This window comes from Acetobacter senegalensis (genome assembly GCF_001499615.1).
GTDB lineage: Bacteria > Pseudomonadota > Alphaproteobacteria > Acetobacterales > Acetobacteraceae > Acetobacter > Acetobacter senegalensis.
The window spans coordinates 3,666,067-3,678,551 of record NZ_LN606600.1 but is presented as its reverse complement, the minus strand read 5'-3'; the positions used below and the strand labels follow the sequence as shown (position 1 = coordinate 3,678,551).

General features: G+C 53.0%; 9 protein-coding genes, 1 tRNA gene and 1 pseudogene. 5 read left to right on the top strand and 6 right to left on the bottom strand.

What is annotated here, in order from left to right; all coding sequences use genetic code 11:
- Positions 1-2: 2 nt before the first annotated feature.
- Genes coaBC through ASN_RS16860 form a run of 4 tightly spaced genes read left to right on the top strand, consistent with a single transcriptional unit; the run spans position 3 to position 4,856 of the window.
- Positions 3-1,241, top strand: coding sequence for a bifunctional phosphopantothenoylcysteine decarboxylase/phosphopantothenate--cysteine ligase CoaBC (gene coaBC / locus ASN_RS16875; protein WP_058988906.1), 1,239 nt, complete (start codon positions 3-5; stop codon positions 1,239-1,241).
- A gap of 20 nt (positions 1,242-1,261) precedes the next feature.
- The gene (gene dut, locus ASN_RS16870) at positions 1,262-1,741 is read left to right on the top strand and encodes a dUTP diphosphatase (RefSeq protein WP_058988905.1); all 480 of its coding nucleotides are present in this window, start codon (positions 1,262-1,264) and stop codon (positions 1,739-1,741) included.
- Complete coding sequence (locus ASN_RS16865) at positions 1,738-3,486, top strand: ABC transporter permease (protein WP_058988904.1); 1,749 nt, start codon at positions 1,738-1,740, stop codon at positions 3,484-3,486. Before dut ends, ASN_RS16865 begins: the two co-directional genes overlap by 4 nt.
- A 14-nt stretch (positions 3,487-3,500) precedes the next feature.
- A complete protein-coding gene (locus ASN_RS16860; protein ID WP_058988903.1) occupies positions 3,501-4,856 on the top strand; it encodes an ABC transporter ATP-binding protein in 1,356 nt (451 codons plus the stop codon).
- A gap of 9 nt (positions 4,857-4,865) precedes the next feature.
- Here the strand turns inward: ASN_RS16860 and msrA are convergent, their stop codons facing one another.
- From msrA to ASN_RS16835, 5 genes and pseudogenes are all read right to left on the bottom strand, one after another.
- Positions 4,866-5,399, bottom strand: coding sequence for a peptide-methionine (S)-S-oxide reductase MsrA (msrA, locus tag ASN_RS16855; protein ID WP_058988902.1), 534 nt, complete (start codon positions 5,397-5,399; stop codon positions 4,866-4,868).
- Between the two features lie 102 nt (positions 5,400-5,501).
- Positions 5,502-8,194: pseudogene (locus tag ASN_RS16850) on the bottom strand (valine--tRNA ligase).
- A gap of 143 nt (positions 8,195-8,337) precedes the next feature.
- A complete protein-coding gene (locus tag ASN_RS16845) occupies positions 8,338-9,039 on the bottom strand; it encodes a DUF2497 domain-containing protein (protein ID WP_099048326.1) in 702 nt (233 codons plus the stop codon).
- Between the two features lie 34 nt (positions 9,040-9,073).
- Entirely contained in the window at positions 9,074-10,507 is a 1,434-nt protein-coding gene (locus ASN_RS16840; protein WP_058988900.1) for a TolC family outer membrane protein, read from the bottom strand.
- Between the two features lie 125 nt (positions 10,508-10,632).
- The gene (locus ASN_RS16835) at positions 10,633-11,268 is read right to left on the bottom strand and encodes a protein-L-isoaspartate O-methyltransferase family protein (protein WP_058989431.1); all 636 of its coding nucleotides are present in this window, start codon (positions 11,266-11,268) and stop codon (positions 10,633-10,635) included.
- A gap of 222 nt (positions 11,269-11,490) precedes the next feature.
- Between ASN_RS16835 and ASN_RS16830 the strand changes: the two genes are divergently transcribed.
- A tRNA-Cys gene (locus ASN_RS16830) sits at positions 11,491-11,564 on the top strand.
- Between the two features lie 101 nt (positions 11,565-11,665).
- Here ASN_RS16830 and ASN_RS16825 read toward each other — a convergent pair.
- Positions 11,666-12,472 carry an SDR family NAD(P)-dependent oxidoreductase gene (locus tag ASN_RS16825; RefSeq protein ID WP_197603307.1) on the bottom strand — a complete coding sequence of 269 codons (807 nt, stop codon included), beginning with the start codon at positions 12,470-12,472 and terminating at the stop codon, positions 11,666-11,668.
- Between the last annotated feature and the right edge of the window lie 13 nt (positions 12,473-12,485).

Here is a 12,485-nt window from a genome sequence, read left to right as displayed (position 1 = left end):
ACATGACCGAGCAGCCTCGTCGTTCCGTCTTGCTGGTTGTGAGCGGAAGCATTGCGGCATTCAAGGTGCCGGAATTGATACGGCTGCTCATGTTGGCGAATGTGCGGGTGCGTTGTGTGCTTACCGATGGGGGAAGTCAGTTTGTTACTCCCCTCACCCTTCAGGCCCTGACGGGGCAACCTGTACATACCGCCCTGTTTTCGCTGACAGCCGAGCAGGAAATGGGGCACATTGCCCTCTCCCGCTCCTCTGATCTTATCGTGGTATGTCCTGCCTCAGCTAATCTGCTGGCAAAAATGGCTCATGGTTTGGCGGATGATCTGGCCAGTACGGTTCTTCTGGCAACAGATGCACCTGTCATGATCGCTCCCGCCATGAACGTGCGTATGTGGAGCCATGCTGCGACACAAGCCAATCTGACAGTGTTGGCCCAGCGAGGCGTAATCATGGTCCCTCCTGTAGAAGGGCCGATGGCCTGTGGAGAATTTGGGCCCGGACGTATGGCTGAGCCGAACGATGTAATGGATGCGGTAATCGGTTTTTTCCGGCAGCGTGTGCGGCAAGAGGAAACTCCTCTGGCGGGAAAGAAAGTGGTGGTTACGGCAGGACCAACGCATGAACCGCTTGATCCCGTCCGTTATCTGGCAAATCGCTCGTCGGGTCGGCAGGGGTACGCCATAGCGGATGCCTTGGCTGATTTGGGTGCGGATGTTACATTAGTCAGCGGACCAACGGAATTACGGGCTCCGGCAGGAGTTGAGGTGATTCCCTGTGAAACTGCCCGCGATATGCAGGCGACCGTCATGGGGCTTCCACCTCAGGACGTTGCTGTTTGCACGGCGGCAGTGGCTGACTGGCGGCCTGCTTCCGAAGCGAACCAGAAGATGAAAAAGAAAGACCGTAGCGATGTGCCTGCGCCGCTTTCTCTGGTGGCCAATCCAGACATTCTTGCTGACCTTTCCATGCCATCCGCCTCTCGACCGCGTCTCGTTGTAGGGTTCGCGGCCGAGACGGAAAACGTGGAATCCTATGCTATCGCCAAACGGGCACGCAAAGGGTGTGACTGGATTGTTGCGAACGACGTCAGTCCGGCTACCAATGTGATGGGTGGCCTCGAAAACCAGATTCTGCTCATAACGCAAGATGGTGTTGAATACTGGCCACGGATGACAAAAGAAGAGGTGGCGCGCAGGCTTGCCCTCTCCATTTCAGATTGGTTTTGTAGTAAATCTGATTTCTAAACCACAGATGGAGTACATAAATGCCCGCACCTGATTCCCGGAATACCGGCCTTACAGTGCGGGTTCAGCGCCTTGCGCATGCTCAGGATCTTCCTCTTCCTTCCTACGCAACAGCCGGGGCTGCAGGTATGGATCTTGTGGCAGCGGTTGAAGAGCCTGTCACACTACCGCCTGGGGGGCGTGCTCTGGTGCCGACCGGGCTGCGTATTGCTCTCCCTCCTGGTTACGAATTACAGGTTCGTCCCCGCTCCGGTTTGGCGCTCAAGCACGGAATTATTCTCCCCAATTCTCCTGGTACCATAGATGAGGATTATCGCGGAGAAGTCGGGGTGATCATGCTCAATGCGGGCGAGCAGGCTTTTACGGTTGAACGCGGTATGCGTATTGCCCAGGCCGTCATTGCCCCCGTGGAGCGTGTGTCATGGGCTGAATGCGCTGAATTGGATGAAACAGAACGCGGTAGCGGTGGCTTTGGCAGTACAGGAACAGGTTTGCCATGACGGCGACCAAACCCGAGACTTCTTTTAGACCCCAAGCATCTTTTTCTTCCCTTTCCGTCCGCCATCTGAATAGCCTTGATGCGCTCTTGCTGGTGTGTGTGGTTGGGGTTGCCATCCTGGTTGGGAATTCGGTGCGACACATGCTTGCGCCCCTTTCTTCTCCCACCATGGCGCCCCTCCATCTGAATGTTGCTTATCTGCCGGGCTATGCGCTTCGTACAACGCTGCGAATGTTTGCGGCCTTAGCGCTTTCTCTTGTTTTTACATTTTGTTACGCCACGCTGGCCGCCAAGAACCGTCGGGCGGAGCAGGTGCTCATCCCTTTGCTGGATGTCTTGCAGTCCGTCCCTATTCTTGGCTTTCTGACTTTCACCGTGACCTTTTTCCTTGGACTGTTTCCGGGACGGGTGCTTGGGGCTGAATTTGCAGCCATTTTCACCATTTTTACCAGCCAAGCCTGGAATCTGGCTTTGGGCATGTATCAGTCTCTTAAGAATGTGCCTGATGAACTGGAGGAAGCCGCACGCTGTTTTGGGCTGACAAGCTGGCAAAAATTCTGGCGGCTGGAAGTGCCATGTGCTGTTCCGTCGCTGGTGTGGAACTCCATGATGTCTATGGCTGGCGGGTGGTTTATGGTTGTCTATTCAGAGACCATTACTGTGGGAAATACCCACATTGTGCTGCCGGGGATCGGCTCGTACGTGGGGGTGGCTATCACCCAGCGTAATATTTGGGCGGTTCTTGCTGCGATCGTAGCAATGCTTCTGGTTATCCTTGCCTATGATCAGATCGTATTCCGACCTTTGGCTTCTTGGGCGACGCGCTTCCGTCTGGAAGTCGGCCCATCGACAGCGAGCGTCCCAGAACCGTGGATACTTAGAACGCTGCGTCATACGCGGCTTTTGAGTTTACTCGGGGATATGATTTTGGGTGTGGCCAGAAACCTGGGAACCTTGCCGTTGGGGGGGCGATTCAGGCCGCCCTCACAGCAAGGGCAGCCGGTGGCTGCTCGCTGGTTATGGTGGAGCGTGTGGGTTGTTATCTTGCTTGCTGCATTAGAGCAGGCAGGCACTTATGCCTCGGCATTCTACACATCGAGGCAAATTCTTCATGTTTTTATGTTGGGATGCATCACCCTGTTGCGCGTGGTGAGCATGGTCTGTCTGGCCTCGATTATCTGGGTGCCTGTGGGCGTCTGGCTTGGGCTTGATTCTGCACGAGCGCGGCGCGCGCAACTTGTTGTGCAATATTGCGCTGCCTTTCCCGCCAATCTGTTTTTCCCAATTTTTGTGGTTGGAATTATCCGCTTTGATCTCGTGCCGGATATCTGGTTGACGCCGCTTATGATCCTGGGGGCTCAGTGGTACATTCTGTTCAATGTTATTGGCGGCACATCTTCCTTTCCCGGCGCATTGCTGGAAGTGGGGCGCAATTTTAATGTTTCCGGGATGTTATGGTGGCGTAAGATCATGCTACCGGGCATCATCCCTTATTATCTCACTGGTGTGATGGCAGCTTCCGGTGGAGCGTGGAATGCGGCCGTTGCTTCAGAAATGGCGCAGTGGGGCGATATAACCCTCAAAGCGCACGGAATTGGTAGCTATATTGCTCAGGCTACGGTTGAAGGCTCTACCAGCCGGGTGGCGCTTGGTGTTGTCATCATGTCTCTTTTTGTGATGGCCATGAACTGGGTGGTCTGGCGTCCACTTTCAGAATACGCTTATCGCAGGCTCAAATTTAGCTGACGGGAATTAGGTATATGATCTCCCCTCTTCCTGATGCTCAGGAAGGTGCAAAAAGCGCTATCCTGATAGAGGCGCGGCACATTTCCCAAGCCTATCACAAAGATAGTGCTGTTGATCTCCAAGTTCTGGATGATGTGAGTCTCTCCCTTCATTCAGGAGAGATGGTTGGGCTACTAGGGCGTTCTGGGTCAGGAAAATCCACGCTTTTGCGTATCTTGGCAGGACTTCTGACACCCACTTCTGGAGAAGTGCTGTGGCAGGGGAAACCTCTGGAAGGACCCGATCCAGGCATTGCCATGGTCTTTCAGTCATTCGCACTTTTCCCATGGATGACTGTGGAGGAAAATGTAGCGCTTGGTTTGGAAGCGAAGGGGATACACGGCGCTGAGCGTGATCGCCGAGTGGAAAATGCCATAGATCTGATTGGACTTGGCGGATACGAGAACGCGTGGCCCAAAGAGCTGTCTGGCGGGATGCAGCAGCGCGTCGGGTTAGCCAGAGCCCTCGTTGTGCAGCCTGACCTTCTCCTGATGGATGAGCCTTTTTCGGCTCTAGATGTTCTAACGGCGGAAAATCTGCGTACCGATCTGGTGGAGCTTTGGTCAGAAAATAAACTACCCGTGCAGGGCATGTTGGTAGTGACGCACAATATTGAGGAAGCCGTTCTGATCTGCGATAGGATCATGATTTTTTCCTCAAATCCCGGGCGGATAGCGCATATTCTGTCTGTGCCTTTTGCTCATCCTCGGAACAGGGAAGATGCAGCGTTTCGGCAGTTTGTCGATCATATTTATGCTCTCATGACACAGCGTGCGCCGATTGTTTCGGAAGCGGATATCACGTCTGGGCAAGGTCAGGCTGCACAACCTGAGCCCATATTCAAGGCTCTTCCACAGGTTTCCATCACCATGATGATCGGCATGATGGAGGCACTGGCTGCCCCTCCCCTCAATGGTCGGGCAGATCTGCCGATGTTAGCCGAAAAATTGCAGCTTGAACTTGATGATCTGTTTCCGCTGGGAGAATCGTTGGAGCTTCTCGGTCTTGCCGAGCTTGAAGACGGCGACATCCTTCTGACGAACGAAGGTGTCCATTTTGTTCTGAGTGATCTTGATGAGCGTAAAGCCATCATGGGTCATGCACTCATCCACCACGTTCCCTTGGTCAAAACGATTCGCAGTGTGTTGGACGAACGGCCAACGCATACCGCCAATGCGGAGCGTTTTCGGGATGAACTGGAGGTTTCCATGTCCCCCGATTACGCCCGGCAAACGCTCCAGACTGTAGTGGGCTGGGCGCGGTTTGCCGAACTGTTCGATTTTGACGAGGAAGGCGACCGATTTTTTCTGGAAGATGACGGTGTGGAGTAGTTATTCCGCCTACGCGGAATAAAGAGCGGCAAACACTTTCCGCATTTTTGCAACCTTCGGAGCAATTACCGCTGCACAATAGCCAGTTCCGGGGTTCCGCTCATAGTAATCATGGTGCATTTCCTCGGCGGGCCAGAAGGTTGTGAGTGGTTCTATCGCGGTAACCAAGGGAGCTTCCCACAGGTCTTGCTTTTCAATTTCAGCTCTGACCGCCAGAGCCCCCTCTTTCTGCTGCTCATCTTTATAAAAGATGATGGACCGATACTGGGTGCCGATATCATTGCCCTGCCGATTGAGCGTTGTCGGATCATGCAGGGTATAGAAAATTCTTAGTAAATCGTCATAGCTGATGGTGTGTGGGTCAAACTCGACCTTAACAACTTCAGCGTGCCCTGTATTTCCGCTGCATACTTGCTTGTATGTTGGGTGATCCGTGGAGCCGCCCGCATAGCCAGGTGTCAGGGATAAAATGCCGCGCATATCCCGTAAAACGGCCTCGACACACCAGAAACATCCACCACCAAGAATTGCTGTATCAGGCATTTCGTTCTCCGATGAAGCGCTAACATGACAAAATAAAACGCGTGGAACAGACTGATCAGCGCGCTTTTCAGGCGCTAATCAGCCTTTTTATTACGGTCTGGATCAGCCAATCCGCGCTAGGGCTGCTTGCAAGCGAACCTTTTCACCTTGCTGGTTTTCCAGACGCTCCCGCATTTCTTCTACAATTTCGGGCTTTGCGCGGGTCACAAAATTTTCGTTGCCGAGTTTTTTCTCGGTTTTCTGAATTTCATCCTCAGCTTTTGCCAGTTCTTTCTTAAGCCGGTCCTGTTCGGCTGTGATATCGATCAATCCTTCCAGAGGAATAACCAGTGTCGTTTCATCGACAACGGCCTGAGCCGATCCGCGCGGAACGTCTCCCTCCAAGGCGGCGATCTCAGAAACGCGCGCCATACGACCGATGGCCTCTTTCCAGCGCTCGGCGCGAGCAATAGTTTCCGGCTTTGCATCTTTCAGAAAGACGGGCGCTTTTTGAGAGGGAGGAACGTTCATTTCTGAGCGTACCGTCCGTGTTTCTGAAATCAGGCGGATAATCTGGTCGCATTCAGCGAGCGCACTTTCGGCACCTGTTAATGCGACTGGTTCGGGCCAAGATGCCGAAATCAGACTTCCTTCAGCACCGAAACCAAACGCATGCCACAGGTCATCTGTAACAAATGGCATTACGGGCTGAAGGAGGCGTAAGATGATGTTCAGCACATAAGCCGCTACCCCACGAATTTCGGCGGCTTCTGCTGCATCGGCTGAGGCAAACACTGGTTTGGCAAATTCGAGGAACCAATCGCAGAAGCGGTTCCATACAAAGCGGTAACAGGTGAGCGCATATTCATCAAAACGATAGACTTCCAGCGCCTTGGTGGCGTCCTGAATGGCGGTGGAAGCTTCCGTGATTATCCAGCGGCCGAGCGGTGATTTTACCGTCGTCGGATCAAAATCCGCTTGCGCCTTTACGCCATTCATCTCGCAGAAGCGCGCGGCATTCCATATCTTGGTGACAAAGGCACGATAATCTTCAACTTTTTTCCGACCCAGTTTGACATCGCGGCCAATGCCGGTCAGCGCACAGATCGTGAAACGCATCGCATCAGCGCCAAAATCGTCAATCAGATCAAGGGGATCAATCCCGTTCCCTTTGCTTTTAGACATCTTCTGTCCGCGTTCGTCGCGGACCAACCCATGAATGAAGACATGGCGGAACGGCACATCTTTCATGAAGTGCTGTCCCATCATGATCATGCGGGCGACCCAGAAGAAAATGATGTCAAAACCTGTTACCAGAACATCGGTCGGGTAATAACGGGCGAGTTCAGGGGTTTTATCAGGCCAGCCCAATGTGGAAAACGGCCACAGCCCAGACGAGAACCAGGTATCAAGAACATCTTCGTCCTGCGTAAGCGGTTCGGCTTTACCATAATGTGCGAGTGCCTGAGTGTTGGCACCAGCTTCGTCATGCGCGACAAATACGTGCCCGTCCGGACCATACCAGGCCGGGATACGGTGCCCCCACCACAACTGGCGGGAAATACACCATGGCTGGATATCCCGCATCCATGCAAAGAACGTGTTTTCCCATTGCTTGGGAATAAATGTGATTTTGCCACTTGTTACGGCTTCGATAGCCGGGCCAGCCAGTTTCCCGGCATCACAGTACCATTGTGTTGTCAGGCGAGGTTCGATCACTGCCCCGCCACGTTCTGCATGAGGCACCTGATGGCGATGCGGCTCTATTTTTTCCAGCCAACCCAGAGCTTCCAGTTCGGCAACGATAACCTTCCGCGCTTCTTCGCGTGAAAGACCGTTCAATGTTTTGACAAAATGAGGGTCAGCCAGCCCAGAGACCGGCTCAAGCTCGTTTTCTATCTCGTCGAGCGTTATGCGCGCTTCTTCGTCCAGAACGGACAGCATTGGAAGGTTGTGTCGACGCCCCACCTCAAAGTCGTTGAAGTCGTGGGCGGGCGTAATTTTAACAGCCCCGTTCTCTTTTCCGGGTCCGAGTGAAGGTCAGCCACGATAGGAATCAGACGTCCCGTGAGAGGGAGGCGTACGGAGCGGCCAATCAGGCCGGTGTAGCGTTCGTCTTCAGGGTGCACGGCGACAGCCACATCGCCTAACATGGTTTCCGGGCGCGTAGTGGCAACCGTAATGCTGGTATCGGTCAGCCCTTCTACCGGATAACGGATGTACCAGAGCTTGCCAGCAACATCTTTGCTTTCAACTTCCAGATCCGAGATGGCGGAACGGAAAACAGGGTCCCAGTTCACAAGCCGGCGGTCGCGATAGATCAGGCCTTCCTGATATAGCGTAACAAAAACTTCCTTGACGGCACGGGATAGCCCTTCATCCATTGTGAAGCGTTCACGCGGCCAATCGAGAGACGCCCCTAACCGACGAAGCTGCCGCGTAATTCCGCCGCCGGATTCTTCTTTCCATTGCCAGACACGCTGGGTGAATGCCTCTCTGCCCAACTCTTTGCGTGTGGTGTTTTCTGCTGCCAATGCACGTTCGACGACCATCTGTGTGGCGATGCCGGCATGATCTGTACCTGGCTGCCATAGGGTGTCGAAGCCTTGCATCCGTTTCCAACGAACCAGCGTGTCCTGCAATGTCATCGTGAGCGCATGTCCCATATGCAGGGTGCCTGTTACGTTCGGCGGCGGGATCATGATGGTGAAAGGTTTTTTGGTGCTCGCGGGCTGAGCAGAAAAGGCTCTCTGACTTTCCCACAGAGTGTAAAGGCGCTTTTCAGTTTCAGCAGGCTCAAACGTTTTGTTCAGCATCATATCCAACCAGAAAACGTAAAAAAGGCGGAAGGTATATTATACCCCCGCCTCAAGCAGAATCGAAAAATCCTGCATATCAAGAAGAGACCACGTAGTCCTCTCTCCTGAACTCAGGCAGGAAAGAGGAATAGGCGCATGGCTTACAGGCCGCGCTGGGTCAGACGTTCCACTTCCTTGCGGACAGCCGCCTGCACGATTCCTGCCAGATGGGCATCCAGCCATTTCTTGAGGAAAACACGTACTTCCTGACGCACGATATCTTCGACCGTCAGAGAACCTTCATGCGTGATAGCCACTTTTCTCTCCTCATGCTCTCTCAGGTATTTTTCCTGAAGGGTTTTTTGCAGAACGGAAAACGAACTTCCCGTATCGGAAATGGTTTCGTCATTCAGCGGAATCGGCAGGGAACCGGACATATTTTGAGCCTTATCAATCAGTTCAATTTGTCTGAGATCAGTAACAGACAGAACCTCGTTACCGTCCGCATGTTCTGACGGAGAGATACTTGATGGTCCCCCATGCGCCACAACCTGCGTGTTCTTATCCAGTCCATCTGCATGACTGTCATGCTTCTGTTTTATTGCCTCTGAACTAACGGGCTGTCCAGTGTCAGTTTCATCATCTGTTGCTGACTTTACGCCCCCAGACGAAGGAACAGTGGGGTCTTCAGTCATCATGGCAGGAGAAAGCACAAGAATATCGTCATCTTCGTCCTCCGGAGCGATCGAAGATGTTGAGGCGTTTTGAGCGGCAAGGTGCTCATTATGCAGCACCTGTCTTATGGATGACAACACATCCGCAACAGACTGGCCTGTTTCTTCCGACTCATGAGATGATGTCATCAAAAAATTCCTGCTGAACAACTGTTCTCAGGGATTAACGACCTGGCTGATTGACTGCGTAGTCGTTTATTCCCCATAGCCGGTCTTTTACAGCCTGATAATAGGCTTTGTCATCATAAAGGGGCACATTCAGTTTCAGGTCTGCAGCAGTAAGACGCCCGATAGCCGCCGCGACATTATAGGAGGACAGAACCATATTGCTGAGGCTCTGCACCAGTGCAACCTGAGCCTGCAAAAGCGTTTCCTGTTGCTGAAGAACTTCCAGAGTAGTGCTGGTTCCAACAATGGCCTGACGCTCCACGCCGTCAAGAGCAACGGTCCCCGCCCGGATAGCGGCCCGATTACTGGAAATGGCAGCTTGGTAAGAGACTAGCTTCTGCCAGTTGGAAACAGCATCCTGCGCTGCCGTACGGCGCTGAATATCGACCTCCCGATGAGCGGCCTGTACCTGCTGCTTGGCCTGCCGAACGGCAGCATATTCCGACCCGCCTTGGTAGACTGGAATGTTGAAGTTCAGCATGGCGTACTTGTTTTCATCAATCTGATGATTCAGCTGCTGGTTGACTTGTCGGGAATACGCTGCGGTCGCTGAGATTTTCGGCATAATTGCCGCGATTGCGACAGAAACGGCGTCTTTCTGTGAAGACTCGGTGAAAAGAGCGTTAATAACGTCCGGGTTGTTCCGCACGGCCATCGCCGCGGCAGTCTGTTCATTTTTTACCGGCAGAACAAGCGGCTGAGGCGGCACAAGGTTAGGTGGAGGAGCCATTCCTACAATCTGCATATAGGTTGCTTGGGCAGTCTGCAGTGTTCCCTCAGATTGCTGGCGCGCAGCTTTGGCGGTTGCGTAAGCTGATTCTGCCTGTGCCACGTCTGTGCGGGTGATTTCGCCCACCCGGAAGCGCTCGTTGGTTGCGCGTAACTGCTGCTGCAAAACCCGCTCATTGTTGATATTGAGCTGGAGTAGTTGTTCGTCTTCAATAACGCTAACGTAGGCGTTCACGACATTTTTGAAGACTTGCTGTTCCACGGAAATCAGATTGGCCCGAGCGGCCATCACTTTGTTAACAGCCTGATGGGTAGCTGCTGTCGTCTTACCGCCACTGTAAATGGGCTGCTGGATGGTTAGGGCTGCGGTATAGCCAGGTGTGTCATATATCCGTAAATAGCCTGGTTGATCGGCACTACCTTGATAGTCGTTCTGTCCCTTATAATAGCTTAAGCCGACACTGCCCGTTACGGTCGGCCGCCAGCCAGCCAAGGCTGTAGGTACTTGTTCGTCAGTTGCGCGTAACGTTGCGCGGGCCTGTTGCAAGGTCGGGTTGGTCAGATAAGCAGAAGCAAGTGCTTCCTGCAGTGTGTGCGGCACAAAGGTCGGGGAGCCGCTTCCATCATATTTCTGAGCCCACGCGGTGGAACTGCAAAGCGCGGCTGTTAAGCCGATGCCCACTCCGCAAATACGCCTCATGTGCTTCTCCCACTTAAATGACCAAATATTCATGCTGCCATTACATGGCACGATGCAGGACGAATTTCTATCACTTAAAAGCGAAAAACACACTCCCTCTATTTTCCCGGAGGTACATCTCAATTTTAAAACTTGAACGGAGAGGTTTGAGGAAGTCCCTGCAATGGGGGCAGAAAGCCGTCAAATAAAAAGGTCTTGGTGAAAATCTTGGAAGAATTAGAGTCGCGATAGGCCTGAAAACCTGATGCCATGCCGCTTGATGTAGTCAACATACCAACAACAGATCCATCGTCATTCAGCTGATTCTCGCAAAAGTCTGGGATGTCAGAAATCGTCCCTTCAAAATAAATCAGGTCATATGGTGCATTGGGTGGGTATCCACCATCCAGACGACCAACCGTCCACGTGACTGACGGTGCATGAAGGCGGCAAAACTTCTGTCCGATTTCTGCTAGATCAGGATCAGCTTCCAGCGCTGTTACCTGCGCGCCTAAGTGCGCAAAAATTGCAGCCGTATAACCAGTCGCAGCACCAATAATAAGAGCATTTTTGGGTGAATTAGTGGTGAAGCAGGATTGTACCAGCCGTGCGGTGGTGAGCGGTTGGGCAAGAACGCGGCTGGCTCCTAGGGGCACATTCACATCCGCATAGGCAATTGTTTTTTGTGTGGCAGACACACATTCTTCTCGCGGTAATGTGCGCATAACTTTCAAAAGCTGTGGGTCTGTGATTTCGGAGGGCCGTAGCTGGTCATCAACCATGAGATTGCGTGCCTGTGCAAAGTCGTCCGTCTGCCCGGACTGATTTTCACGGAGGCTGGTGGTCGAGTAATCAGCATTCATGTGTTTCAATTGCCCTCTTCCGCGTCGTTTGTGCCACAAAAATCACTGCACACAGGCATGTGTGGCACAAGGTGGATAAAATCGCACAACACAACGGCTTGACCGATCTGCTTTGAGAGGACATAAGGCTCTCACGTCACTGGTCCGGTGGCAGAATGGTGATGCAGCGGACTGCAAATCCGCGTACGTGGGTTCGATTCCCGCCCGGACCTCCAGTTTCTAACTGGAGACCACTCTTTTTGAGAAAAAGAGTGCGGTGGTTCTCCTTGAAAATTGGCAAAATACCCTTCTTCAGAAGGAAGAAAGGTATTTCTTCTTAGGAGTTTTTTACCGGTTTTTGTCCAGCTTTCAGACTAAGCAAGATACGTGCCCGAAGAAAATGCGGCACGAGGCGTTCCACGACACGTAATACGCGGAACTGCCACGGGAAAATATACTCTTTTTTTCCCATTTTGATGGCGCGCATGATGCGGCGGGCTGCACTGCCGGCAGAGACAAGAAAGGGACGTTCTCCCTCAAGACGCTGACTCATCGGCGTATCGACAAATCCCGGCACAATGAGCGTAATGCGGACGTTATGTCTGGACCACCCTAAGTTGGCGGCTTCGGCAAACTGAGCTAGCCCGGCTTTTGAACTGCTGTAGGACGCAGCAAAAGGAAGTTCGTAGAACCCAGCGACAGAGCCGATCAGAGCGATTTTCCCTCCTCCCCTTGCTATCATGCGTTCAGCGGCAGCAGTGGCCAGCGTTGCTGGTATGGTAAAATTGACCAAGCAGAGGTCCAAAACCTTTTCAGGGTCTTCTGTCAGTTGGCCTGCAGGTTGGATGTCTGACAGGCCTGCGCCCAAAACAACAAGGTCTAGCGGGTGTTTGGTATCGTCTTCCCGTAACGCAGCTAAGGCTGCTCTGCCGTCAACCAAGTCAATCTGTCTTGTAACAACTGCAGCTCCTCGCGCACAGCAGAGTGTGGCCAATCGCTGCAGGCGTTCTGCGTTTCGGCCCCATAAAATCAGCGTTCGGCCAGGTCTTGCGTAGCGTCTGGCGAGTTCTATTCCTATGCCACCAGTAGCGCCGGTAATCAGAATCGAGCGCAATTCAGAGTGCTTGGTATGAACCTGGTTCACACTTCCCCCTTTT